This window comes from Leptospira selangorensis (assembly GCF_004769405.1).
Taxonomy (GTDB): domain Bacteria; phylum Spirochaetota; class Leptospiria; order Leptospirales; family Leptospiraceae; genus Leptospira_B; species Leptospira_B selangorensis.
The window spans coordinates 229,663-256,172 of the sequence record NZ_RQES01000018.1; the positions used below are offsets into that span (position 1 = coordinate 229,663).

The 26,510-nt window shown below is 41.0% G+C and carries 23 protein-coding genes; 17 read left to right on the forward strand and 6 right to left on the reverse strand.

Going from position 1 to position 26,510, the window contains the following annotated elements:
- Positions 1-117 precede the first annotated feature (117 nt).
- Complete coding sequence (locus EHO58_RS13500) at positions 118-2,652, reverse strand: cyclic nucleotide-binding domain-containing protein (RefSeq protein WP_135680281.1); 2,535 nt, start codon at positions 2,650-2,652, stop codon at positions 118-120.
- Positions 2,653-2,826: 174 nt separating this feature from the next.
- Between EHO58_RS13500 and EHO58_RS13505 the strand changes: the two genes are divergently transcribed.
- Positions 2,827-3,963, forward strand: coding sequence for a DUF1343 domain-containing protein (locus tag EHO58_RS13505; protein ID WP_135680282.1), 1,137 nt, complete (start codon positions 2,827-2,829; stop codon positions 3,961-3,963).
- Between the two features lie 180 nt (positions 3,964-4,143).
- Here EHO58_RS13505 and EHO58_RS13510 read toward each other — a convergent pair whose 3' ends face one another.
- Together EHO58_RS13510 and EHO58_RS13515 are read right to left on the reverse strand one after the other, a co-directional pair.
- Positions 4,144-4,380 carry a hypothetical protein gene (locus tag EHO58_RS13510; RefSeq protein ID WP_100709420.1) on the reverse strand — a complete coding sequence of 79 codons (237 nt, stop codon included), beginning with the start codon at positions 4,378-4,380 and terminating at the stop codon, positions 4,144-4,146.
- A gap of 6 nt (positions 4,381-4,386) precedes the next feature.
- Positions 4,387-4,980 carry a hypothetical protein gene (locus EHO58_RS13515; RefSeq protein ID WP_135680283.1) on the reverse strand — a complete coding sequence of 198 codons (594 nt, stop codon included), beginning with the start codon at positions 4,978-4,980 and terminating at the stop codon, positions 4,387-4,389.
- 260 nt (positions 4,981-5,240) lie between these two features.
- Between EHO58_RS13515 and EHO58_RS13520 the strand changes: the two genes are divergently transcribed.
- The 6 genes from EHO58_RS13520 (at position 5,241) to EHO58_RS13545 (ending at position 10,077) form a co-directional block, all read left to right on the forward strand.
- A complete protein-coding gene (locus EHO58_RS13520) occupies positions 5,241-5,498 on the forward strand; it encodes a hypothetical protein (RefSeq protein WP_135680284.1) in 258 nt (85 codons plus the stop codon).
- A 63-nt stretch (positions 5,499-5,561) separates the two neighbouring features.
- The gene (locus EHO58_RS13525) at positions 5,562-6,089 is read left to right on the forward strand and encodes a hypothetical protein (RefSeq protein WP_135680285.1); all 528 of its coding nucleotides are present in this window, start codon (positions 5,562-5,564) and stop codon (positions 6,087-6,089) included.
- A gap of 90 nt (positions 6,090-6,179) precedes the next feature.
- Positions 6,180-6,809: a CDGSH iron-sulfur domain-containing protein gene (locus tag EHO58_RS13530; RefSeq protein WP_135680286.1), complete on the forward strand. Its 630-nt coding sequence runs from the start codon at positions 6,180-6,182 to the stop codon at positions 6,807-6,809.
- A 528-nt stretch (positions 6,810-7,337) separates the two neighbouring features.
- Positions 7,338-8,531, forward strand: a complete 1,194-nt coding sequence (locus EHO58_RS13535) for an LIC_11904 family protein (RefSeq protein ID WP_135680287.1) — start codon at positions 7,338-7,340, stop codon at positions 8,529-8,531.
- A 22-nt stretch (positions 8,532-8,553) separates the two neighbouring features.
- Entirely contained in the window at positions 8,554-9,621 is a 1,068-nt protein-coding gene (locus EHO58_RS13540; RefSeq protein WP_135626012.1) for a putative Ig domain-containing protein, read from the forward strand.
- A gap of 9 nt (positions 9,622-9,630) precedes the next feature.
- Positions 9,631-10,077: a hypothetical protein gene (locus tag EHO58_RS13545; RefSeq protein WP_135626013.1), complete on the forward strand. Its 447-nt coding sequence runs from the start codon at positions 9,631-9,633 to the stop codon at positions 10,075-10,077.
- Between the two features lie 46 nt (positions 10,078-10,123).
- Here EHO58_RS13545 and EHO58_RS13550 read toward each other — a convergent pair whose 3' ends face one another.
- From EHO58_RS13550 to EHO58_RS13560, 3 genes are all read right to left on the reverse strand, one after another.
- Positions 10,124-10,324: a hypothetical protein gene (locus tag EHO58_RS13550; protein WP_135680288.1), complete on the reverse strand. Its 201-nt coding sequence runs from the start codon at positions 10,322-10,324 to the stop codon at positions 10,124-10,126.
- A gap of 138 nt (positions 10,325-10,462) precedes the next feature.
- Positions 10,463-11,923, reverse strand: coding sequence for a bifunctional ADP-dependent NAD(P)H-hydrate dehydratase/NAD(P)H-hydrate epimerase (locus EHO58_RS13555; RefSeq protein ID WP_135680289.1), 1,461 nt, complete (start codon positions 11,921-11,923; stop codon positions 10,463-10,465).
- Between the two features lies 1 nt (position 11,924).
- The gene (locus EHO58_RS13560; RefSeq protein WP_135680290.1) at positions 11,925-13,079 is read right to left on the reverse strand and encodes an LIC_12708 family protein; all 1,155 of its coding nucleotides are present in this window, start codon (positions 13,077-13,079) and stop codon (positions 11,925-11,927) included.
- Positions 13,080-13,440: 361 nt separating this feature from the next.
- On the opposite strand from EHO58_RS13560, the gene rimP reads away from it, so the two are divergent.
- From rimP to EHO58_RS13610, 10 genes are all read left to right on the forward strand, one after another.
- Positions 13,441-13,866: a ribosome maturation factor RimP gene (rimP, locus tag EHO58_RS13565; RefSeq protein ID WP_244241195.1), complete on the forward strand. Its 426-nt coding sequence runs from the start codon at positions 13,441-13,443 to the stop codon at positions 13,864-13,866.
- A 2-nt stretch (positions 13,867-13,868) separates the two neighbouring features.
- The gene (nusA, locus tag EHO58_RS13570; protein ID WP_135626017.1) at positions 13,869-15,236 is read left to right on the forward strand and encodes a transcription termination factor NusA; all 1,368 of its coding nucleotides are present in this window, start codon (positions 13,869-13,871) and stop codon (positions 15,234-15,236) included.
- A 70-nt stretch (positions 15,237-15,306) separates the two neighbouring features.
- Positions 15,307-18,078: a translation initiation factor IF-2 gene (gene infB / locus EHO58_RS13575; protein ID WP_135680291.1), complete on the forward strand. Its 2,772-nt coding sequence runs from the start codon at positions 15,307-15,309 to the stop codon at positions 18,076-18,078.
- Positions 18,079-18,085: 7 nt separating this feature from the next.
- Entirely contained in the window at positions 18,086-18,439 is a 354-nt protein-coding gene (rbfA, locus tag EHO58_RS13580; protein ID WP_086446695.1) for a 30S ribosome-binding factor RbfA, read from the forward strand.
- Positions 18,396-19,322 (forward strand): tRNA pseudouridine(55) synthase TruB, encoded by a 927-nt coding sequence (gene truB, locus EHO58_RS13585; RefSeq protein ID WP_135626019.1) that lies wholly within the window; start codon positions 18,396-18,398, stop codon positions 19,320-19,322. Before rbfA ends, truB begins: the two co-directional genes overlap by 44 nt.
- A gap of 51 nt (positions 19,323-19,373) precedes the next feature.
- Positions 19,374-19,640, forward strand: a complete 267-nt coding sequence (gene rpsO, locus EHO58_RS13590) for a 30S ribosomal protein S15 (protein ID WP_100723501.1) — start codon at positions 19,374-19,376, stop codon at positions 19,638-19,640.
- A gap of 11 nt (positions 19,641-19,651) precedes the next feature.
- Positions 19,652-21,739 (forward strand): polyribonucleotide nucleotidyltransferase, encoded by a 2,088-nt coding sequence (pnp, locus tag EHO58_RS13595; protein WP_135626020.1) that lies wholly within the window; start codon positions 19,652-19,654, stop codon positions 21,737-21,739.
- A gap of 41 nt (positions 21,740-21,780) precedes the next feature.
- Positions 21,781-23,073, forward strand: coding sequence for a M16 family metallopeptidase (locus EHO58_RS13600; protein WP_135680292.1), 1,293 nt, complete (start codon positions 21,781-21,783; stop codon positions 23,071-23,073).
- A 1-nt stretch (position 23,074) separates the two neighbouring features.
- The gene (dut, locus tag EHO58_RS13605; RefSeq protein ID WP_135680293.1) at positions 23,075-23,509 is read left to right on the forward strand and encodes a dUTP diphosphatase; all 435 of its coding nucleotides are present in this window, start codon (positions 23,075-23,077) and stop codon (positions 23,507-23,509) included.
- An 80-nt stretch (positions 23,510-23,589) separates the two neighbouring features.
- Positions 23,590-26,442 (forward strand): FtsK/SpoIIIE family DNA translocase, encoded by a 2,853-nt coding sequence (locus EHO58_RS13610; RefSeq protein WP_135680294.1) that lies wholly within the window; start codon positions 23,590-23,592, stop codon positions 26,440-26,442.
- Positions 26,443-26,510 lie beyond the last annotated feature (68 nt).

Consider the following 26,510-nt stretch of genomic DNA (forward strand, 5'->3'; position numbering starts at 1 on the left):
GATATGTTTTCCAAATTGAAAAATCGGATTGGATCGTCTATTCCAGACTTAGGTCCGATTATGAAATCGAAACTTCGGATTGTTGATGAATCGTAATATAATTATATGAAATCGTAATTATACTCGGTAGAATTCCATATTCTCCCGAAGTTGATCCGGAAGACTTCCTAACGCGTTTATATATTTCTTGTATCTGTTTTCTAACTCTGTAAACTTACGAGTTCGAATATTCACGAACCTGTTATTGATCTCGCCGAAAGCAGGCATTTTGGAAACCTTCTCACGGATCGTTCTTGCGAAAGGAATATGGCGATAAAAAATTCCACGGACCACACGGTTTAGTCTTTGCACACCTTCTGCTTCGTATTTGATCCAAAGCTGGTAATCATTCGCAAAAATATCCCTTTCGTTCCGGAAACGTTTGAATTCCGCAGCCAACTTTTCTTTGATCTCTATGGAAAGGTCTTTGTTCTTTTTATAGAACTGAACATAGTCCATATAGTCAGCGGTGATCGATGGATTTCCTACGTTATTCCATTCTGGTCCTAAGATTGTTTTACAAAGTTCCCAACGGAACGCTGCAAACGCATCTATCAAAAGAGATTTCAGATCTCCTTGTACGAAAATAGGAAGAACGATCCTACCTCTACTTTCTTTAGAGCCGGAACCTCTGTGGATGGAGAGTTCCTGCCACATCATGATCTTGCTACCTATAGAAGGAACAATTACGAAATCAGGAATGATAGCTCTTTGAATGAATTCCTTATTGATCCCCATTTCAGGATTATTATAGATCACCTCTCTGTTGAACACTGAGAAGTCGACTGCCATGATATCATGGATCGTATCCGTAAGCATTTTTTTGGTAACGTATGCTTTACCAAGAGGGATCTGAGAATGGTACTTGGTTAAGATTGGAAGATAAGTCGCCAAGGAACCGGTAGTGAGTCGAACGTTCGCCTCATACATCGCGCCAAATTCGAATTTTAATCTGGCTTCCGGATTATCTATATCCGGAGGAAGATCCGATTCTTTTTTGAAAACAGCGTTTCGGTTGTCCATCTTGACTTTGTCGAAGAAGTTCTGACCGAGTTCATCTAAGGAAGTAGGACACTCTCTTTTATAAATTTTTTCCAACCATTCCGTTCCATAATGGATCGGAATATCGGACACGGAAGTGATCGCATCCTTGAATGTGGACATGAACACTAACTGAGAATCATCCAGCATCGTTTCATCGAAGAAACCGTATTTCAACATCAGGTCTACAGGTTTCGGAACATTCTTATTTGAGTTGACGTATTTTTGGAAACATGCTGCGTAAATATCAAAGTAGGTTTTTGTAATAGACCTTCTTAATTTACGAGTATCGTTGTCTGAATCCAGAGGATTTTTTAAGGACTTGAGTTTCACCATCATCGCGGAAAACTCTTTAATTGCATCCCCACCTAAACCTGAAAATTGAATGATGCTAGATGCCGAATTCGCCAATTCTTTTCGAATTGCGGTTGCGTCAGCGGAACCATCCACAGAAATTCCGCTTCCATTCGATGCTGCTTTTGCAGTAGGATTAGAAGCCTCAAATTTTTTAGCAAGACCTGCAGTCTTTTCCAAAAACGATTTAATATTAGGAGAAGGGCTCGGGATCGCTGAACCGAAAATTGCCTGATGACCCGCAAGTGCTCTTTCTATCTTTTGCGAAACCACTTGTAAGATAGGAACTACGAATTCAGGAGGGGCGGTAGCATAACCATTTGCTGCCATATCCAGGATCAGGAAGTATTTTTCAGTAAGGCTTTCTACTCCGCCTAAAAGAAGAGAGAAGTTTTCATCTAATTCTTCTAATATACCTTTTGCGTTTTCCGTAATATTGTTCTGCACTCTTCCGAGTTTGTCACAGACATAGGAAACCATACTTGGATCGGGAGCGAATAATTGTGCGAGAAGATTCGGATCCGCTAAGATAACCTTACGAACAAAATTGAATTCTCCATCTTGGAATTCGATTTCTTCCGGATAATATTTCACAAGAAGCTGAGAATGATCTTCTTCTACATAATTTGCAGTCGGTCTTTCCGGAAGGATCCCGCCGTTATCGAAATAATGTTTTAAATTTTCACGAGCAAGTCGTAGTACCGGGTCCACAATTTCAGAACTCGGATCTGCAATCGGTTGTCCCGGTTTGATATCAGGAAAAACACTCGGATTGAATTGATAGTATAGAAGAGAAAGATTATCGTTTGTCTTTCCCATATCAGAAGCGATCTTTCTGAGTTGGTTTACTCTTTTGAAAGACTCAGTGATCTCTCTTAAAAGAGAACGACCTACCATGATCCCTAAAGAACTTCTGGCTGCGAGAGAACGACCCACAGTAGACGGGGACATAACATATGTAGAGAGCACACAGTCTTGTTCTGCAACAATAGTAAAAGGATAACGTCCACTACCGAAAAGAGCGGATGCACCAGGAGTCAAATTAGCTCCTGAAATTTTGAATAACTCCAGTTTTCTGCTACCGGGAGCTTCTACCAAATAACGTAAGGCTCCACTATGCAATACGTTGAGAGAATTTGCGGCGCTTCCTTCCGGAAATAAAACCGTCCCGGCTTTTATTGTTACTTTTTGATTTGGTACGCTTGTATCTAATGCCATACGATCGCTGTTGGGGCAAATTAAGAAGAAAACTATCCTTCCCCAAGAATGGAAACTCTTTTTTAAAGGAATCTCTAAAAAGGACCTTGGGGATAAGGCAAAAGATTTCCAAGACTAAGGCGCTTATAGTCCTGCTTGACTCCTAAACTTTCCGGGAAATAACCTCTTTAGAAAATGAAAAAAAGCAAAATTCTCTCCGATGCAAAATCCATTGGAATGATCACCAACCAGAGCGCATACGGTTGGAAAGGCGACTATCATTTCCGGATCATCCAAAAAGAGTACGGACTTAAAAAACTATTTTTGCCTGAGCATGGACTTTTTGCAGAACTGCAAGATCAGGTCTCAGGAAACGGGCTTATTTATGATTTGGGAGAAACTCAAGTCCTAAATTTGTATGGGGACAATGAGGAAAGTCTCGCTCCTGCAGAAGAAGTTTTATCCGATCTGGACACTCTGATCATAGATATCAGAGATGTAGGCGCTCGTTATTATACATTTTTAACCACTGCTTTATATGCGATGCAAGCAGCGGACAGGCTCTCTAAAAAAGGAAAACCGAGACCTAGGATTTTAGTATCAAATGCAAAAAATCCCGCAGGTTCTAAGATAGAAGGTTCTCCCTTAGAAAAAAGATTTTCATCATTTGTAGGGGTACAAGGTACACTACATAGACATGGCCTCTCTGCCGCGGGACTTTTAGAATATTATAAGGATAAATTCGATTTAAATCTGGAGCTCTATCGATTGGATCTGTATCCCAAAAAGAGTTCTGAGTTTTTATGGGTTCCACCTTCTCCCAATATACCTGCCCAAACAACTTGTTATGTTTACACCGGACTTTGTCTTTTAGAAGGAACTAATCTTTCGGAAGGAAGAGGGACCACTCGTCCATTCGAAACATTTGGAGCTCCTTATATCGACGATCTAGACAGATCCCTTTTGGAAAAACTCCAAGAAAAACAAAAAGGAGTTTTTAGACTCAGGCCCCTAAAGTTTATTCCGACCTTCCATAAACATGCGGGAAAAGTTTGTGGAGGTTATCAAATCCTATTAGATAAGCCTAAAAAATTCCATAGCCTATTATTCGGATTATTACTCATTCGCACCCTAAGAGAATTTTATCCTGACAAGTTTGAATTCCTACAAGGACCTTACGAATTCAGATCGGATTTACCGGCGATCCAACTTTTAGTGGGAGACCAATTCCTTCTGGATTATCTAGACGGAAAAAGATCTTATTCAGAGATCCAAGATTATTTGGAAGAAACAGAAAAGAAATGGAAGAAGGTCACGAAAAATTATCACTAATAGAGAACTTTATAGCTACGATGTAGGAATTCCAACATTGGGTGTTGGGATCGCCCCCGCCCAGGTTCGGGTGGGGGGAGTGGCCCGTGGGAGAGCTCCGTTCCTATATCATAAAATTCAAATCTTTACAATAAAATTTTACATCTTTTATTTGTAGGAATTCCAACACTTCGAAATTGCCTAAAGCGGTAGCCTGGAAAACTCAGCCTTCAATTTCTGCAAATCCCCCAGAAGGTCGTTAGGTGCAGGACGAATATTTTTAGCTAATTGAAGAGCGTTTTCGATTAGATCTAAGATCAGTTTTTTCTCAGTTATTGCCCTGATCTTAGGCATATGGCTCCAATCCTTTTTGAATAAGGAAGCTTTCTCATCCACGATCGCGACTATCTTGTTTAATGCTTGGATCTCTTCGTTCATAATATCTCAAAAATTAGGAATTTCTAAAGAAATGTTTTCAGCTTTACGGAGAATTTCTGCATGAAAGGATCTTTTTTTTCCACCTTGGAAAACATTGGTAATATTATTCAAAATTGATTTTTCCTGAGTTTTGCATTCAGGAGGAAGGTGAGTAAGAAGCTCTGAAGAAATTTCGTACCTGAAAAAATTCGTACTTCCAGGTTCTAAATTTTTAGAAGGCAAGGTCCAAGAATCTTCCAGACAATTCAGATCTCCACTTTTAATGAAAACTTTGATCTTATCTTCCGTATTCGGAAAAGACAAACTTTCAGTTCCTTTATTTTTTAAAAATAGGAAGAAGATTGGAAAGTCCTTAGAATTCTCTTTGCTGGAAGAAAGACGATAACTTACAAAACCGGAAGAAATTTCCTTAGATTCAGTCTGACCGGTAAAAGCCAAAGGATTCAGAAGTTTGGCAACTACGGAAAAAATAAAGAGTAATAGTATAACATCAAAAAAAAGGATTAGTTTAGAACGGTTATTTGATTTGCCCGCATCCTTGCTCTTGCGCAGGAAATCCTGGAATTCATCCGGAGAACGAGAGTGGTAACCTTTACTCATTATAGAAATTCCTGGTCCTTTTTCCATACATTACTTTTTTGCAGAAAAGATTGCAAGCATTCCTAAGAGAAATAATGACACTTGGTTTAGGATTAACGACTGACTAAAATAATCGAAAAGTATGTGAATTTGCACCAGAATTCGAAGAGCGAGAAATAAGGTGCCTTTACGAAGAAGCTTAAGTCTGTATTTACAAAATAACTGAAGATATTGGATATGCCGTTGCCTTGGTGCACGGATTGAAGATTTTAAGAATAAGTATGGAAAACATAAAATCTATAATTCTTGGCCCGGAGTATGATCAGGATTTGCGGAAGAAATTAAGAGACATTATCATCTCTTTGCAGGGGAAAATGGGGGAAAGTTCTTGGGGGCTTGCAGGTAGTCAGGAAATATTTAAAATTGATGCAATATTTCCTGAGACAATACTATCTGTTGAAGCTGAAACATACGTTGGTCTTTCTATCACTGGTGACGCAGGGTTGGTAGATAAAATTGCAGATTTGATAAAACGATGATTTTTACTACTGTTTTGAGCTCCGCATACTTCGTTGGGTGATAGAAGTCGAATCTTCAGTCTAATGATTTTTGAATATTGGAAAAAATTAGGAAGTAAGGTTAAGGCAAATAAAATAATGCTCCCTGAAAAGTTTAGTCCTAAGAGAAAAGAAAGTTATGATTTAATTACACTAGAGGATATACTGCATTCAGATGATTTGCATTTGATTTTTGCGCCTGTTTTAAAGGAAAAATATCCTGATCTTTATGATTCTAATAGGAATCAATATATCGGAAAAGTATCTTCGGGTTTACGCGATGATGGACGATTCCAGGTTACTGAAGAATTCGTAAGAGATGTTTTGAGAATGAATCCGAAGGGGTTTACTGCTGTGGATAATTATTTTATCTATTGGAATACAGAACCTAATAAAAAGATAATCCTTGAGGACATTAAGAATTATGGATATGATCGGCAAATTGATCCACGAAAAGTCGAATTTTTAACATCGTTAGAAGCTTACGATAGATTTGGATTATTTCTTTTAGCTGAGGCTGCTAATAACGGGCTGACTGGAATTAATTCTGCCGCAAACGATTCGGATTGCTGAAGTTACATTTATCTGCAGAAGGAAGAGAAGATCTCTTTAAAAAGCTTGTCGTTGGGCCTTTTTTAATAGAAGATTCGTTCGAGGCTTATCATGGAAATTGTAAAAGGAAAAGATGCCACTATTCTTTTCGATGGCAAAAAATGTATTCATTCCCGCAATTGTGTACTTTCTCGTCCTGATGTATTCGTTCCGAATGTAGAAGGAGAATGGATCTATCCAGATAAAGCAAGTGTAGAAGAGATCAAATCTTTAGCGTTAAATTGTCCTTCCGGCGCAATCCGTTTTGAATCGAATGATCCTTCTTTCAAAGAAACTGCTCCCCCCGTAAATGTTTTGAGAGTTAGGGAGAATGGCCCTCTTGCAATCCACGCTGATATTGAGTTAGAAGGTGTGGAAAAACAATATAGACTTACACTTTGTAGATGTGGGGCTTCTACCCATAAACCTTTTTGTGATGCAACTCATGTGAGCATTGGATTTACTGCGACTGGAGAACCTCCTGTCCAAGAATCTCAACCTTTACCTATTCGGAATGGAATCCTAAAAATAGATCCTACTAAAAATGGTCCTTTGAAGGTGAATGGGAATTTGGAAATTTGTTCCGGGACCGGAAAAGTAACAAATAGAACCACCGAAACGTACCTTTGTCGTTGTGGTGGTTCTTCGAATAAACCTTACTGCGACGGGACTCATCGCAAGATCAAATTTAAGTCTGAATGACTTAATCTACGAATCTCTCGTTTAAGTTAGAGTATAAATAAGGTCGATTCGGTTTTAATCTTCCATTTGAACCGAAAATCTAATTATTGCTCTTGCGATGTTCGTAAGCTTCTGTCTTTAAAGGAGAAATGGAACACAATGTCTTTGATAAAATCGTCGACGCTACTTCAGATTTCTTTGATTATATAGAAGTATTTTATAACAGACAATGGTCTTATTCCTTTTTTAGGTTTTATGAGTTCTGCAGAATAGGTATAACGAATTACTTAAAAAAAGGGCCTTCGAAAATTTAAATAGGTTGGGCAATAAAAATTCATAGCCTGTCACTCTAAAAGTCATCCCGGTAAGACAATTACTTAGATGAGAAATTTTCTAATACCTTGCTTAGGATACGGAACAAATTCGATTCAATTTCAATTTAGCTGACACTAGCTTTATGATTTTTCTCATTGAAAATTTTTACAGAAAATCGTTTTACACCTACTCTTTATGCATTTTTCGTGTCAATCATGCTGAAGGTTGTCGTAAATGCGCATTGTTCTACCGATTTTACTGATATTTTCCATTATTTCTTGTAATAAGCCTAAAACGATGGATTCCACTTATTTCGGTGGAATTGCTAATATTGGCTTAAATGATCCAGAAGGTTCGAAACCTAATATCGTTTTTTCTCAGGATCTACAGGTTAATTCTGAAATTTTAGGAAGGGCTCCAAAGCTGTTTTTTGGCCAAGGGGCGAGCATCGATTTGAGAGGAATTGAGGCGGTAGACGTCGCCGTTCTTGAATTCGGAAAAGGTGATCCGAGTTTAACGAAGACCCAAGAAACGCTCGTGATACTTGATTCTACTAGCGGCTCCATTTTGTATTCGAAAGGTAGCAATTCACTTTCTTATATCACAGATTCTTCTCTTAAAAATGCAAAAGGATTAGCTTTATTAGCAAATGGAGAAGTCTACGTTCTGACCGTTGAGAAAAAGGTGTCCGATTTATTTAGATTTACCGGAGGTATTCTGATAAAGAATTCCACACCGAAGGAATTGTTCGGTCCTTTTTTTAAGATCAAATCCGGAGACAACAAAAAGTCTCTATATGCATTTCAAGGTGATTCGATTTTTAAAATCGCACTAACCTTGGACTCTTTTGTTGATATATCTTCTTCTTTTGAACAGAAATTTAACGGAATAACTGCATTTGATATCGAGGGAAATTTATCTGTCGTTTCCGATACTTCCGGTACTAGAGTTTCCTATTTCAAAAAGCAAGGAAACATATTCAAGCTATACTCATCAAAACTAAATTTGGTTAAAACTTTAGGCGAGGTAGAGATCTCACATATTGTTTCGGATTTGGAGTTCTTGAAAAACGATTTTGTGGCAATCTCTTGCGTTTCAGATAATTATATCTTTATTGCTGATCCTGATTTTCAATTAAAGGCAAGTTATATGTCTTTGCCAGATGTTCGTCCATTCAAAGGGGTAAATCCTATTTTAGGATTAGCTTTGGATAATACCGCAGGGTCGTTATATATTTATAACTATAAAGTGCTTCAATCGTTAAAAGAATCTTCCGTTCAAAAAATCTACGCGTCCAGATGGCAATCGCCTGAAATTTCGGAAACTCTTTATAATTCAGTTGTCGGCAGAATTTTCGACGGAAGCTTGTCGCTCTCGACCGATCTTCTATCCCTTCCAGAAGTAATAGATTTTCTAAATAAAAATTGAAATGCAGAACCAAAAATCATCAATGAAAAAGATAATCATAACCTTAAACGTCGTTTTATTTTTAACAATCGGTATCTTCGGTGCGTATAGATGCGGTTCTAAACCGAACACTATGGAAATAATTCAATTGGTCTTAGTCCTTTGTTGGCCTATTCCAGAAGAAGATCGTCCGCAAATTTGTTTCGATGCCGCGCAATTGTATCTTGCTTTGACCAACGGATGTACAAGTTGCCCTGTCAATTATTCAATAGGATATTGTAGGAGATTGGATTACAATCCGGACGCTGTAGAGATTGGAAATGTTTGGGTGCCACAGAATGGAACTGGAAAATGCGGTCGAACGACAATTGTCTCAACGGGAGTAGTCACTTCCTATGATTGCGCTTATTCAACATGTAATACTACTGGTGCGGCTCAATCTTCGGCTATGTTGGATTCAGCTGGAGCATTTGCTACCGGAGCGAGTACTTGTCTGCCAGCAGGAATTAGTTCTCTTACACCTGCTAATGGAAGCGTAATCGCAACTAATACTGGAATCTCTGTTACTTTAAATAAGTCGGTTGATATTACCTCTTTGAATGTTGGGGGTAGCCTTGGAAATATTGATCCAAATTCTCTGCAGATTTCTCAGAAAAATCAGTTTAGAGATACAATTACGATACCTCCACAACCTGAATGGTTGACTGGAGCAAACAAGAATATTACGATTACTGGAGTAGATTTGGATGGGCTCCCTATTTCCCTGGACTTGAAATATAGCGTGTATGCCAATAATGCAAAACCTTTACCGGACTTCTTCAATTGTATGCCTAATTGCAAATTCGGATGGGGAGCTTCCTACTCCGTGCAATTCCAGGCAACTGGTGGATTTGCTCCATACACTTGGACGAAAGGCTCTGGAGCTCCGCCTGGAGCAGTTATGACTTCGAGCGGCTTACTTAGCGGCCCTGCAACCAATAACGTACTTGGACAATATGGTTTTCCTGTGACTGTAATGGATGCCGCCGGAACTACTATAACTAAGAATGTAATGATCGATACAGTGGATCTCGTTACCGCTTGCTTTTTGTTCGGTATTTGCTCACTATAAGGAATTGAAATGAAAAAGAAATTTGTTATTGTTCTTCTATTTTTCGCGGTATTTACTCATTGCGAATTTGAAAATGAAAATCGTAATTCAGAAACGAATTCATTGGAAGCTTTTTATAGTACGATCATAAGAAAACCGGCTCAGGTTCAATTTCGAAACAGCTCTTCTGTTGTTCAGAATTATACTTTGTGGCAAATGGACGTATGTCCAGGATCCAACATGTTTAAAGTATTAGAGTCCGGAAACGTAAATCCGGGAGAAACTTCTTCAAAATTTCAAATTTCCCAAGTTAGTAATTCGGATATTCAATATTTTCGCTTGGAAGTAAATTCAACTTGTTTGCCTACGAATAATTCGCCAGGTATCTATTCATTGTCTATTTATTCTCCCGCAAGTGTAACGATATGTGATTTTACATCTGATGATGGTGCAACTTACTCCTGCGAATTAAATTAGGAAATTGATAAAATATTTTTTCCAAGCTAAGTCGAAAGAATGCCTATCAAACCCATTTCATTTTACGTAACCACAGATAGACGGTCCAGATCGTTGTAATTGCAAAAACGATTAGAATTAGAAAGCGATATTGTAGGAAAAAATCGCTGAAGTAGGCACCGATTAACACATAAACGGATGCAACACAGAGTTTAAATATGATAAATTCCGCATTCGACCAACTCGTTTCTGCTTTAAAAAAATTCATAGATAATCTCCTTCTTCGATTATTATGAATAGTCTGTGATTAAAATTTTCGGCCAGTCAAGCTATATGCTCATCTTTGGGCGATTGATATATATTACTAATAGTAGGATTACCCGCAATCCCTCTGGACTTCGCGTTCCTAATCGATCAGCGTCCGGATCTTCTTTCTTATCCTACCTGCTGTAGGATAACCTTTACATAATTCAGCACAGTAAAGAAGAAGACTTTGGGAAAGCCTGACCGATTCTATTATATCTTCTCCTCTGGATAAGAAGAATGTTAGAATTCCTACAAGTAGGTCGCCTGTTCCCATAACTGCAAGTTTAGGTTCCTGGAATTCCCAAAAATACGAATTCCCTTCAGGTGTGAATAGAATGGAAACGGGTCCTTTTAAGAGTAAATAAGTTCCCTTTTCTTTTGCCCAAATTTTTGCATCTTCTAATGCGGAATATTGGCTTTCGTATTTTTTACCTATGATGGAAGACCATTCTCCCAAATGAGGAGTGAGTATTGTGCGAGGGCCAAGATGTTTTTCATCCAAATATTTCAAAGCACCGGCATCAAAAATCAGAGTTGTTTCTTTGGAAAATGAAAAGTGAGGAAGATCGGAAGCAGCAAGTCCTGGTCCAACACATGCCACACTTGCCTTTTTCAAAAATGGATAATCGGAAGATTTTTTAGAAGTTTCTAATCCGGAAACCATAAAGGAAGGATCTTTTTTTAGAACTTTTATGAGAGTATTCGCGGAAGGAGTGAGTATTTGGGAAATTCCTCCTCCTAGTTCCTGGAATGCAAGTGCAGAAGATAAAATTGCGCCTGACATTCCTTCCGAGCCGCCAACAAATACTGCCGATCCGTTTTTATATTTATGGGAATCTTTCGCTCTCGAAAGTTTGGAGACTAACTCTTCCTTGTTTGCTCTGGGAAAAAGATATTTGGAAGTTTTGGATTCTTGTCGGACAAATCCGATCGGATGAAATGATTTTCTGTCCTTGGACAAAGGATAGAATACATTTTTGATCTTAGGAGATCCTATTTCGGCTAGAATATCTGCAGCAAATCGGATCTTTTCATCGGGAGTATAACCGGAAACAGAATCGATACTTAATACCAACAAAGAATTTTTCAGTCTTTCTTTGGCGGAATGGATTTCCGTAATTATTTTAGAAATTTCTCCAGATAATGGACCTTTGAATCCTGTTCCTAAAAGAGAATCTACTAACACTTCTCCTGGGTTTACGGAATCGTTTTTAAATTTTTCCAAAGGAAAATTTGGGATCTTTAACCCTTCCGTTAGATTTTTATAATATTTCGTTTCTTCTGAGAAATTCCCTTCTTTGGAATAGATCTCCACAAGTGCACCTTCTGCCCTTAAAAATTGGGCTAAGGCGTATCCATCTCCTCCGTTATTTCCGGAACCGCAGAGTATAATGATCTTTCTTGCGGATCTAAAAATATCTTCCCAGGTTTTAAAAATGGAAAGTGCCGCAAATCCCATGAGCAAGGTCCCCGAAATTTTTCTGTCTCGGATGGTTTGTTCGTCTAGGAGTTTTGCTTCTTCTTCGCTGAATAAAACCTGGAAATGAGTAGATCGGCTCATTTTATTTCCATTTATGGATCTCTAAATAACCGGATCTGATCTTCATGGAATAGATCTCATCGTTTGTATCCATCCAAGTTTCTCTCCAAAGTCCGCGAGGAGGAGGGTAGTTGAGACGGATATTATTTACATGGTTTCCGTCTTCATCGTGGACCTGTAGTCTGATTGAATTTCCTTCTTCTACTTCTGTTTCCCAGATGAAGAAGTTATCATTGTTTAGGACCCAATATAATGTTTCGGAAGGATCTTGGATCTCTTTGATCGGAGTGATCCTTTTATCTTTGAGTTCATATTTTATGATCTTTCTGTTCTTGAATCTTCCGGATTTAGTTTCGTAAAAACTAAATGAGCCGAGTACATATTCTCCGTCCGGATGTGAGATAAAAGAATCAACATACCAAGTATAAGCTTCTCCCTGGTTCAAAGAATCTTTAAAATCGGAACCTTCTACCTTTTGTTTTAATTTTCCGGACTCATCAAAAATGCTAAGTCTCATCACTCCATTTTGTCTATGGAAAACGAATAATAGATCGTTGTTCCCTGCTTCCATTCTTTCCACATAACCGAATGGAATGGAACCGCCTATACCATCTGCGTAGATTGTTTGGGAAAGTTTTCCGGAATCATTTATTTTTAAGATCACGGAAGGAACTGCTTCTTCCGCTTCCGTACGGAACTCTCCGGATTTTTTTGTATAAATATTTTCAGCTACTTTGTCCGACTTTGCATCTTCTCTCGAAATTCTGGACTGAACATAGATATCATCTCCGTCGGAAACGGTAACCAATCCGATTCTTCCTAATTTGATATTATAAGTTTTGATTTTGTCCTGTTTTTCTTTGGAGTTTCCGATCACAAACTTCAGATCTCCGTCAGAGTTGAATGCTTTGATCAGGGATTGTTCGAAATCCGGAACGTAAATCACTCCGGAAGCGACTGCAACTTGGTTCGGAACATTTGTCGGAACCCGATTGACTATGCTCACCTGTAATTCTTTTAAATCTTTTCCTAATTTAACTCTTCCGTATAGGTAAGGATTATAATCATCCACTCGGAATTTGGAACAAGCTCCTATCACTAAGATAGAAGATAGAAAAAATGGAAGGTATTTGCGGACAGATGAGGTCCAAATTTTGGAAGTAAAAGAATTTTGCATGGTTCTAATAAAAACCCGAGCCTATTTTTGGTTTGCCCGGGACATTTCGTTACCATCCTTCTTTTTAGTATATGAAAACAAGCAATTTCGTTCGTATCGATAGGATGGCTCGGAACTAGGCGTATTTTTTACTTTACACTAGGGTTAGCCAAAAATATTTTGAATGAATATCGGGAACCACCCATTGAATGTATGGGAAAAACCTAAAAAATTCGGAGATAATCCTTTTTTGTAGGTTGTTTTTTCCTCTTTTTTGAGGCAAAACGAAGCGGTTCAGAGACTCTCTGTAAGGCCGGCATTGACAGTCAGTAAAGAAGTTATCGAAACGATCTTAGATCGAATCCTTCTCACTCCCGTCAAGCTGTATGCACTCATGGTTAGCCAAAGGCCAAACCATACGCTGATCGAGGTAGAGTTGGATCACCTCGAACACCCGTACGGTTCCGTCAGCCTTCTGGAATGTGAGCAAGTTTCCAGAAAACTGAATGAAGAGTTGGAGCAGATCTCACCAGATCTGAACTATACTCTTAAGGTTTCTTCCGCTGGTGCGGAAAGAAAACTGGTGATTCCCGAGGATCTGGATAGATTCCGTGGAATACCGGTCCGACTCGTCTACAAGTTAGAAGGGTCGGGCGATAAAGAAGGAATCTTTAAGATTCTGGATAGGAAAGAAGACAGGATCTTTTTAGAACCGTTTTCCAAGAGGAAGACAAAGGGTTTTAAAAAAAAGGAAGTCATTCTGGAATTGAAGGATATACTGAAAGGAAATTTGTACGTAAGTATTTGATTATGGCAGTTAAGAAGAAAGAAGTCGAAGTCAATCTGTTGGAAGCGATCCAGCAATTTTGTGCCGACAAATCCTTAGACAGGGAAGCCGTGATGGGAGTCATTCGTGATTCTTTGATTACCGCGTACAAAAAGAAGTCGGGCATCGAAACTCTTGAAGAAGAGGAAAGTCCGATCAAGGTAGAATTTGCTTCCTCCGGAGACGGAGAAAATGTAGTTATAATAGTGTCCCGCAAAGTTGTGGATTCTTCTCCTGCAAACGGTTTGGAAATTTCCTTAGAAGATGCTAAGGCTGTTTATCCTAACGCAACAGAGGGAGAAGTCCTGGACTTTAGAGAAAAGCCGATGGAGCTTTCCAGGATCATTTCATCTCAAGCAAAACAAATGGTATTCCAACGTTTGAGAGATATGGAAAAAGAACTTCTGTATCAGGAATACAAAGCAAAAGAAGGCGAACTAACTCACGGATATTTCCAACGTTGGAAAAAAGACGCGATGTCCATCGATCTTGGTAAGGTCGAGGGAGTTATGCCTAAGCGTGAGCAAAACCCCGGAGAAAAATATCATAGCGGGGATCGTCTAAAAGCAATCATACAAAAAGTTGAACTTCGTCCAAGAGAACCGATCCCTGTGATCACTCTTTCCAGAGCTTCTGCGGACTTTGTTCGTAAACTTTTCGAAATGGAAATCCCGGAGATCTACGACGGACTCGTAGAGATCGTAAACGTGGCTCGTCAACCTTCCATTCGTACCAAAGTAGTAGTTTATGCTACCAGAGGAGATATTGATCCTGTGGGAGCCTGCGTTGGTATGAAAGGGGTTCGTATCCAGTCCATCGTTAGGGAATTAGGAAACGAAAGAATAGATATCGTTCAATACTCTTCGGACCCGACAGAGTTTATCGCAAACGCGATCTCTCCGGCAAAACCTTACGATGTAAAGGCAGATTCCGTGGGTAGAGAAGCAATGGTAATCGTTCCTGAAGAACAATTATCTCTTGCAATCGGGATTAACGGTTCCAATGTAAAGCTGGCTTCACAGTTAACCGGATTTAGGATCGATATCAAAACAATAGCCCAGTATAACGAAGAGTTTTCTTCTCCAGAAGCGAGAGAGAGATTGGATAAATTATTCAGTCCTCCAGCTCCTACCGAGGAAGAGGAAGACGATGGAGCAACTGCTCTAGAAGATTTACCTGGACTTTCTACCCGCTTGATTGGCCTATTAAGGAGCGCAGGGATCAATAACGTCGAGACGTTGATCGAGATCAGCCAGGATGACTTGGCAAAACTCCCAGGCATAGGACAGACTACTGCTGCACAAATTCTTAGAATATTGGCGGAATCAGTAGAGTGGGTGGAGGAGAGCTAATCTCTCAATTTTGAGGGTTTGGGCTTAGGGACCCGTTTTCAGTACATCGCGTACTTGACCAGGACATTATATGGAAGAAAAGAATAAATCAATCAAGGAAAAGCTCCAGGGCTCTGCTTCTGCTGACGCAAGTAAGAAGAAGAAGCTGGTTATCAAAAAGAAGCCGGACGAAAAAACGCCTTCTACTTCTGCAAAGAAAGAAGCCCCCGCAGATCCAGCTCCAAGTAAACCGGCTGCTGCAGCTTCCTCCTCACCAAGCACTCCTAAAAGTTCTACTCCTCCTAAAAAAGAACCTCTCTTTCCGGAACCAAGCACTCGCCAAGAGCCTCCGGTTCCAAGATCTGCTCCTCCGGAACATATTTTGGGAGAAGGTAGACCTCCATTCCAGAGAGAAGACAATAATATTATAGTATCTCGTCCAAATCAGAGACCGACGTTCCCGAACCAAAATCGTGAGGGCGGCGGAAATTACCGAGGCAATCGTTCTGACGGAAACCAAGATTACCAAAATCGCGAAGGTGGTGGTTACCAAGGAGGCCAGGGTGGTCAAGGCGGCGGATACCAAAACCGTGAAGGCGGTGGTGGTGGATATCGCGGAGGCCAAGGTGGTCAAGGCGGCGGATACCAAAACCGTGAAGGCGGCGGCGGTGGATATCGCGGAGGCCAAGGTGGTCAGGGCGGTGGTTACCAAGGCGGTCAAGGTGGCGGCGGATATCGCGGAGGCCAGGGTGGTCAAGGCGGTGGCGGTTATCGTGGAGGCCAGGGTGGTCAAGGCGGCGGCGGATATCGTGGAGGCCAAGGTGGACAGGGCGGCGGATTCCGTGGTGGTCCAGGTGGCGGCCAAGGCGGTGGTTTCCGAGGAGGCCCAGGCGGTCAGGGTGGCGGATTTAGAGGCGGCCCTGGAGCAGGAACTCCACCTCCAGGTTTAGGACCTGTAGAAGGCGGAAGGGGAGTACCTTCCGGCAAAAAACGTAATGATAAAGATAGAGGCGGAAGACCGGAAGGTCAGGAAGGTTCTGAAAACTCTAGATTCTTCAGACAGAATTATAAAAAACAGAAAGTAAGCGGGCCTACTGGAGTTTCCGTACCGAAAGAGATCACTCTTTTGGAGAATGTCCAAGTAGGAGAACTGGCTAAGAAAATGAATCTTAAGCCGGGAGATGTCATCGGAAAACTCATGAAAATGGGAATGATGGTGACCATCAATAATATCATCGATGCAGAAACAGCATCCATTCTCGCTGATGAATACGGTTGTAAGGTAAAAGTAGTTTCTCTATATGAAGAAACTCTAATCGACGAAGAAAAAGACAGTCCAGAAGATTATATCCATAGACCTCCTGTCGTTACCATCATGGGTCACGTTGACCATGGTAAGACAAGATTATTGGATACTATCCGTAAGTCTTCCGTCATCGATACCGAATCCGGTGGAATTACACAACATATCGGTGCTTACCAGGTAAAAACAAATAGAGGGGAAATCACCTTCTTGGATACTCCTGGTCACGAAGCGTTTACCTCTATGAGAGCAAGGGGAGCTAAGGTTACTGATATCGTGATCTTAGTGGTTGCCGCTGACGATGGAGTAATGCCTCAAACTTTAGAAGCATTGTCTCACGCGAAAGACGCAAAAGTTCCTATCATAGTTGCAATCAACAAAGTGGATCTACCTGCTGCAAATCCTGATAAGATCATGCAAGAACTCGCTAACCATGGACTCCAATCGGAAGAATGGGGCGGGGACACGATGTATTGTAAGATCTCTGCGAAAGAAAATATCGGGATCGATAAACTTTTAGAATCCGTACTTCTACAAGCGGAAGTTCTGGATCTGAAAGCGAACCCTAAACGTAGAGCAAAAGGTACAATCGTCGAGGCGAAACTGGATCCGGGCCGCGGAGCAGTTGCGACAGTTCTTATCCAAAACGGAACCCTAAGAGTTGGAGATCCGTTCGTAGCTGGAGTATTCTCCGGTAGAGTTCGTGCGATGTATGATGATTACGGTCATTTGATCAAGGAAGCAGGACCTGCTTTCCCTGTTCAGGTAACCGGACTTGATGGAGTTCCTGATGCAGGAGCGCCTTTCGACTCTGTAGAAGATGAGAAGGAAGCAAGAAACATCTCTCAACACCGTATCGAATTCGAAAGAATTGGAAACGCGGGAGCTGCAGGTTCCAAAGTCACTCTGGAAAACATGAACGAGTTCATCAAACAGGGTGCATTAAAAGAACTGAAAGTAATTATCAAAGCAGACGTTCGCGGTTCTGCGGAAGCGATCAAGGAAGCCCTGGAAAAACTTTCCACTTCGGACGTAAAACTGAACGTGATTCAGTCCGGAGCGGGAGCTATCGTAGATATGGACGTGATGCTTGCATCCGCTTCTAACGCGATCGTGATCGGTTTCCATGTTCGTGCGAATCCTAAGACCATCGCACTCGCCGAGAAAGAAGGCGTTCAGATCAAATACTACAACATCATTTATCAGGTTGTGGACGAGATCAAGATGGCGATGGAAGGACTCCTCGAACCGGAAAGGATCGAAGAAGTTATCGGAACTGCAGAGATCAGAGAAGTTTTCAAAGTTTCCAAGATCGGAAATATCGCAGGTTGTATGGTTACTTCCGGAAAGATCACAAAAGCTTCCGGTATCCGTGTGATCAGCGATGGGGTCCAAGTATTCGACGGAAAACTCAAATCTCTTCGAAGATTCAAAGACGAAGTCAACGAAGTGGTGAACAATTTCGAATGCGGTATCCAGTTAGAAAACTATAACGACTTCAAAGCAGGCGACACAATCGAAGCCTATACCGTCACAGTAGTAAAACGGAAACTGGAGTAGTGTTAGAGTGAATCCGATCCGTAAAAGGAAAATCGAAGCGGAGACGGTTCGGACCGTTGCCATGATGATCCTGGCCGGAAAAGTCAAGGACCCTCGGGTTCATATGGTTTCCGTTCACAGATCGGAACTCTCGGACGATTCCAAAAATCTAAAGGTGTACGTAACGGCTATCGTAACGGACAAAAAAAAGGAAAAATTACTCGCTGGATTAAATAGCGCCTCGGGTAAATTTGCCGCGACTCTTTCCACAAAACTCAATCTTAGGATCACACCTAGAATGAGTTTTGTTTGGGACGAAGAATATATCCAAGGTTTAGATGAATCCCTCCGACTTACGAGAAAACCAACAAATCCGGACTGAATTCGGATTTCTACTCTTGGATAAACCGATTGGAATGACTTCCTCCGATCTGGTTTTAAAAGCCAAAAAGACTCTCGGACTCAAAAAAGTAGGTCATACAGGTACCTTGGACAAGGCTGCCTCCGGTTTGATGGTATTGCCTGTAGGCACTTCTACAAGTTTCTCCCAAGTATTTTTAGGAAAAGACAAAGAATACGAGGCTGACGTACAGTTCGGCTTCTCCACTGACTCTGGAGACAGAGAAGGTTTAGTGGTAGAAGATTGGGAAACTTCTAAGATCCAAAAATGGTACCAAGAATCCATGCCCAAATTGGAAGAAATTCTTTCCAAGGTTTCCAGTTGGGAAGAACAGGTTGCGCCGGAAGTTTCCGCACTCAAGGTGCAGGGGCAGAGAAGAGCCAAATTATTCAGAGAAGGGATCTCTGTTCCACCAAGCATTCGTAAGATTAAAATATTCGAATTTTCGGCCGGAGACTTCTGCCCGGAAGGTTTCAAATTGAAGACTAGGGTTTCTGGCGGAACTTATATTCGTAAGCTTGTCATGGATATAGCGGAAGAAGCAGGTATCCCGATGTGCCTTAAGTCTTTGAATAGGACTAAGGTGGGCAAACTCAAGCTGGAGCAAGCCGATACCTATGAGGCATTATTGCTTGGAAAAGCAATCATCCATCCTCCGGAAGAAATTCTGGATATTCCTTCTGTTGAGATCCCAAGTACCGAGGTAAAAGACGTTTTTCACGGGAAAAAGATCAAACTGGACTGGATCCCGGCTCAGGAATTCCTACTTACCTCTCCGGAAGGAGAGATTTTGGCATATTGCAGAAGGGAGGGACTTCCTGGCAGCCTTTCTTATAAATATTTGAAGGTCTTTTCTAAAATTTAGCTTGGACAGGGGGCTAGGCCCCCGAAAATTGGCAACAGGTACAATCAAACTATGGTAACTACGGAACAAAAGAAGCAAATTATTTCCACATTTGCAAAAGGGCAAGGGGACACTGGTTCAACAGAAGTCCAAATCGCTCTTCTAGACGCTCAAATCAAAGATCTTAACGAGCATTTTAAAACTCATAAGAAAGATTTTCATTCTAAAACCGGTCTTCTTAAACTTATTAGCAAGCGTAAAAGATTACAAGAATACCTAAAACGTACTGATCTAGAACGTTATAAAAAACTAATCGAAGCTCTCGGACTCCGCAAGTAAGGAGTTCTCTCATGGCTAAATCTATTAATGGCCAATTTGGCCGTGATTCAATCACTCTCGAAACGGGAGATTGGGCGAAGCAAGCCCACGGGTCCGTAGTATATAAAACCGGAAATCTAGTTTTATTAGCAACTGTTTGTGCCGCAGACGAACCTAAAGAAGGCCAAGACTTCTTCCCACTTACTTGCGAATATTCTGAAAAAGTTTATTCAGTAGGTAGATTCCCAGGTGGATATTTCAAAAGAGAAGCAAAACCTTATGAGCATGAGGTTTTAAATTCAAGGATCATCGATAGACCGATCCGTCCTCTTTTCCCTGAAGGATATTTCTGCGAAGTTCAATTGCAGGTAACTGTTCTTTCTGCGGATAACGAAATTTCTACAGCTGGTCACGCGCTTAATGCTGCTTCTGCTGCATTAACGATCTCTAATATTCCTTTTAATGGTCCAATCGCTGGAGCAAGAGTAGGAAGAATTAACGGAGAACTCGTAATCAATCCTAGTAACAAAGAGATCCTGAATTCCGATCTGGATCTGGTAGTTGCAGGAACTAAAACCCATATCGTAATGATAGAGGGAGAGGCAAAAGAATTATCCAACTCTGAAATGTTGGAAGCGTTAAAATTTGCCCACCAACATATCGCTAAATTTGTAGAACTTCAAGAATCCTGGGCGAAAGAACTCGCTGTAGTTAAAAAAGAAGTCAAACTCAGAGTAAAAGATGAAACTCTTTTAGGCGAAGTTCGTAAATACGCATTCGATAAGGTTTCTGCTGCAAACAAAACTGCAGATAAAGCTTCTCGTAATAAAGAAATTTCTAATGCAAACAAAGAAGTTGTAGAACACTTCAAAGAAACCGTAACTGAGTCCGAAAAGATCAAGGACATCAAAAACTTCTTACATGAACTCGAGTATGAGATCGTAAGGGAGCAGGTATTAAAAGAAGGAGTTCGTTTCGACGGAAGAAAGTTGGACGAGATCCGAAATATCAGCGTAGAGATGAGCCCTCTTCCTGGAGTTCACGGTTCTGCAGTATTTACAAGAGGCCAAACCCAGTCTTTGGGAACAGTAACTCTCGGAACTGCATCTGACAACCAACGTTATGAAACATTGGAAGGCCAGAAAGAAAAGAACTTCATGCTTCATTATAACTTCCCTGCATTCTCAGTAGGAGAAGTAAGAAGATCTTCCGGACCAGGTCGTAGAGAGATCGGTCACGGAAACTTGGCAGAAAGAGCTCTTAAATTGGTTCTTCCTAAGCCGGATGATTTCCCTTATGTAATCAGAGTTGTGTCCGAAATTTTAGAATCCAATGGATCTTCTTCCATGGCTTCCGTATGTTCCGGATCATTGGCTCTAATGGCAGCGGGTGTTCCGATCAAGTCCGCAGTTTCCGGAATTGCAATGGGATTATTCTCCGATGAGAGTGGAAGATTTGCAGTATTATCCGATATCGCAGGATTAGAAGATCATTTCGGTGATATGGATTGTAAAATCGCAGGAACCAGAAAAGGGATCACCGCATTCCAAATGGACTTAAAAGTAACCGGTGTTGCGTTTAACGTTCTAGAAGCGGTCTTTGCTCAGGCAGAAAAAGCTCGTTTCCATATTTTGGATGTAATGGAAAAATCCATCTCCAAAGCTGCGGATTCGGTTTCTCGCACAGCTCCAAAAATTATCGTTAAATATATACCTAAAGATCGTATCGGGGAACTCATCGGTCCAGGTGGTAAAAATATCCGCGGGATCATCGAAGCATCCGGTGCGGATATCAATATAGACGACGATGGAAAAGTGACTATCGCTGGAGCCAACCAAGAGCAGGCAGAAAAAGCTGCAGGCATGGTAGAAGGTTTCTTCGCGGAAGTCGAAGTAGGAAAAATTTACGAAGGTAAAGTGAAACGTATTACCGATTTCGGTGCCTTTGTGGAGATCCTACCAGGTAAAGAAGGACTTTGCCATATTTCCAAATTGGATTCCAAACGTGTGAATTCAGTGAAAGACGTAGTGAAAGAAGGTGAGATCATCCGTGTCCGCGTATTGAACGTGGATAAAACAGGTAAGATCGATCTTTCCAGAAGAGACGCTCTCGAAGTTTAAAAACAAATAAGACCGGCGAAACTTTTTCGCCGGGTAGTACATTGGTTTTTCTGGAAGAAAAAAATCATAAAATAACATTAGGGAACGGGCTTGTAGTCTTGTTCCAAAGAGCTCCCTATTCAGTAAGCGTGTCTATGGGAGTGTATGTAAAAGTGGGATCCAGGTCCGAGACTTTGGAAAACGCTGGTTACTGTCATTTCCTAGAACATATGCTTTTCAAAGACACTGAAAAGCGAACTGCAAAACAACAAGCGGAAGATTGGGAAAGAGTAGGAGCTTACTCTAACGCGGCCACTTCCAGAGAATACACTTACTTTCATGCAACCTTAGCTTCCAGAGATCTGGAACTCGGATTGGAATTACTTTCAGAGATGATGTTCCAACCTTTGTTTAGAGACCAAGATATCCGTACAGAAGCGGAAGTTGTCTTGGAAGAAATGAAAGGTTACGAAGATTCTCCGGAAGACGCAATCCACGATTTTTATTATAATAATTTATTCAGAGAAAATTCTTTAGGAAGAGATATTATAGGGACTGAAGCCTCGATCAGAGGAGTTACTCCTACAAGTCTTAGAAACTTTTACGAAACCTATTATCATCCGGAGAATATGATACTTTCTCTTTCCGGAAATTATGAGCCGGAATTTGTATTCGATCTGATTTCCAAATATTTCTCCCAGTCAGTTAAAAAAGGAAAAGAAGGAACATTCGAAACTCCTAAAAAAGAATTCGGATATTTCCGCAAAGGGAATAAGGAAACCGAGCAAGCCTATTTCATTTTAGGCGGAGAAGGTTTTCCTCGTAATTTTCACGATGCAACTAGACTTTCTCTTCTCACACATGTTTTAGGTGGGGGGATGTCTTCTCGTTTATTCCAAAAAGTCAGAGAAGAAAAAGGACTTTGTTATCATATCACAAGTTATCCTTCTTCTTATCGTGATGTTGGGATCAATTCGATCGTATGTTCCACTTCCAAAGAAAGATTTGCAGAAAGTCTGGAATTAATCTTAGAAGAAGTTAAACTTTTTGTAGATAAGGGAGTTACTTCCCAAGAATTGAAAGATGCCAAGACCAACCACGAGGGAAGTCTTTCCATAGGTTACGAGCATACTGAAAGTAGAATGAATAATATCGCTTTCCAAGAGCTTTATTATGGAAAATACAATTCTTTAGAAAATAGGATCAAAGAGATCCATTCAGTAACTGAAGAAGAGATTAATCAAACCGTTCGAAAAATATTCGCACTTCCGGAGTTACATCTTTCCGTTTTGGCAAAATTAAAAGCGAAAGAAGAACAAAAAATAAAATCCATTTTCGGATCCTATTCGTACTAATATGAAAATCCCGGTTAAAAAGTTAAAAGAGAAAGCATTACTCCCGGAGATCAAAACTTCAGGTTCCGCCGGTTATGATATTGCTGCCTGTTTGGATTCCACTCTTACATTACCTGTCGGGGAAGTAGTTTTAGTTCCTACAGGACTTTCTTTTGCGATCCCGGAAGGATTTCATTTTGAGATCAGACCCCGCTCCGGATTTTCTACAAAGTTTAAGATCTTAATTCCGAATACTCCAGGCACAATCGACTCAGATTATAGAGGAGAATTAATGGTGCCTCTGCTGAATCTGGGAAAAGAACCTTATCTTCTCGAAGACAAAACTAGAATTGCTCAATTATTGATCCGTCGTACCTGGCATACTGATTGGGAGTTGGTGAACGAACTTCCTGAATCGGAAAGAGGAGCGGGCGGTTTCGGAAGTACAGGGTTCTGAACCTTTTTTCTAATCTGCGTCTCTTTTCTCGGAATTAAGTCTCTTTTCGGATTCCGGATTTCTGCCGATCCTTAGGGAGTATGGATAGAAGGGACCAAATTATCGGACAAAATATAGCGATTTGGGAAAAGGGACGGGCGGCATTGCCGTATCTTCTACTTTTCACCGGGATTTTTCTGACCCTTTCTCTGGGTTCTTTTACCATCGCCGAAAATGGAGTGGAAGCTAACCTTTTTGGTAGGCTCGGCCATTATCTTTCCTGGGGATTTTTATACTTATTCGGGAATGCTTCTTTTGTTCCTGGGATCATGCTTATCTTAACTGGTGGGATCCTTCTTGCGAAACCCGCTCAGGATGTTACGAACAAACTTCTTACCATTCCATTATTCTTACTCGCAGTCGCTGTGAGTTTGAATGTTTTCGGAAATGTTTCTACAGTTCCATTTGCATCTAACGGTGGAGTTCTTGGCCAAGCATTAGCTGTGGCCTTGGAATATCTTCTAGGTTCTACAGGAAGACTTCTCATCCATTTCGTGGTCTATTTTTACGGCATACTTGTTTATTTGAACGAATCTCCGGTCCATTTTTTAGGAAGGCTTCTTGCACAAAGCGGCGGGGACTGGAAGGAGCAATGGCTTTCCGGTTATATGAGTGGAAGAACCAAAAAAGAAGATGAGATCCCAAATTACGAACCCGCATTTGGCAAAACCAAATCTACTGATTGGTCCAAGGGTCTTTCCGGTATGATGAATTCAATTCCTTCTTGGAAAGAAACAAACACTGAAGTTTCGGAAGAGAATGTACCTCCTTGGTTTCGCAGAGAAGTTTCGGGACCTTCTTCGGAGAAACAAAACCCTGCGAAAACTCCTACAAATTTAGAATCTTATATCCAAAAAGCAAAGGGAAACTCTAAGTCCCCAGACTTAAGAGAATCTAACGTGCAGTATAAAAATTCGGGTCTTCTCCAAGGTTTTTTTGAAGACGATAGAAAAATTTTCCAATTCCAAACCGCTTCTTCTCGTCTTGTGGAGAAAGTTTACGGAGTTCCCGAAAGAAAAGAAGAAGTTCCGGCTGCTTCTTCTAAAAAGGCCTGGGAGATCTTGGATTTGAGAAGTGAAACTTCTACACTTACTTCTTTTGTCGAAGAAGAAGTTTTGCATGCGGTTCCTGAAACGGAAGAGTTTGAAGAAGAAATCCGACCATTTGTTTCTAATAAAGAAATTATAGAAGAAGTCTCGGCTGAAGAGGAAGAACTCCAAGAAGAAGGCGAAGAATTCGAAGAATGGACCGAAGAGGAAGATTCTTTAGACGAATTAGAAAACTCGGAAGAAGAATACGAGGAAGAAATAGAAGAATCTGAGGAGCCAACGGTAGTAGTAGAGGCGGAGCCGATCGTTATTCCTAACACTTTACTTTCTCCTCCTGTAGGAACTCCTACAGCTGCTCCTGAGAAGAAACAAGAGAAACCGAAACAATCTGAACTTCCATTTACTCCAGTTTCTATGGTGCCGGTATTCCGTTCTAAACGTTCCGTGTATCATATTCCTCTGAATCGTTTGAAGAGTAATCCTACAAAAGTCCAGGATGCACTTTTCAAAGTTGAATCCGAAAAGGTAGCTTTCGAGATCGAGAACGCACTGAAAGTGTATGGTTACGAAGCTAAGGTAGTAGGTTGGGAACGAGGCCCTATTATCACTCGTTACGAACTCACTCCTCCTCCTGGCGTAAAATTAGGAAGGATCACTTCTTTGACTGACGAGCTTAGAATGTATCTTGCAGTTAAAAATATCCGTATTGTTGCTCCTATCCCGGGTAAATCCACGATCGGTATCGAGGTTCCTAACAAACATAGAGAAGATGTTTTCCTCGGAGATATATTACGTTCTTCTTTAGCTCCTAAACCTAAAAAAGATCTGAATATAGTGATCGGTAAGGATATCTCAGGTAAGCTTGTTTCCATCGATCTAAATAAACTTCCTCACTTGCTTGTGGCGGGAACTACAGGTTCCGGTAAATCGGTTTGTTTAAATGCGATGATCGCTTCTCTCGTCCTGAATCTTTCTCCGGAAGAAGTTCGTTTTATCATGATAGACCCTAAGATGGTGGAACTCACTCTGTTTGAGGATATTCCTCATCTTCTTATGCCTGTGATCAAAGATGCTCGTAAGGCAACCAAGTCTCTTTCTTGGGTGATCCAGGAGATGGAGGCGCGTTATGAGGCTGTATCCCAATTGAAATGTAGGGATTTCCGTTCTTATAATGAGAAGGTAGAGGAGCATTATCACAAAGAAGGTTATAATAAAATGCCTTATCTTGTGGTGTTCATCGACGAGCTTGCCGATCTCATGATGGTTTCCGGAAAAGATCTGGAAGATGCGATCACTCGTATCAGCCAGAAGTCCAGAGCGGTCGGGATCCACTTGGTGATGGCGACCCAAAGACCTTCCGTTGATGTGATCACCGGTCTTATTAAAGCGAACTGTCCTGCAAGGATTGCATTCCATGTGGCACAAAAAACGGACTCAAAGATCATTCTGGATATGAATGGTGCTGAGTCTCTTCTTGGAAAAGGAGACATGTTGTACAAGTCTCCTACTTCTGCGGACCTGGCAAGGATCCAGGCTCCATTTATCTCTGAAGAAGAGATCGAGAAGATCGTGGAAGAGGCCAAAAAATACGGAGCTCCTACCTACGTAGAATTCGATTTGGAAGAAGAGACCGAATCTGAATCTGCAGAAGAAATGGATGAGGAGCTATTTGATAAGGCCTGGGAAATCGTAAGAACGGATAGAAAGGCGAGCGCGAGCTACTTACAGAGACGTTTGAAAATCGGCTATAACAGGGCGGCCAGGATCATGGAATTAATGGAAGAAAGGGGATACGTTTCTCCGATCCTGGGATCTAAGGGACGGGAAATTTTAAGGTCCGCATAAAAATTCGACCCGGTCTAGGAATTTCCAGGCCGGGAAAAGAAACCAAGTGACAGTGGGGCGGATACTCG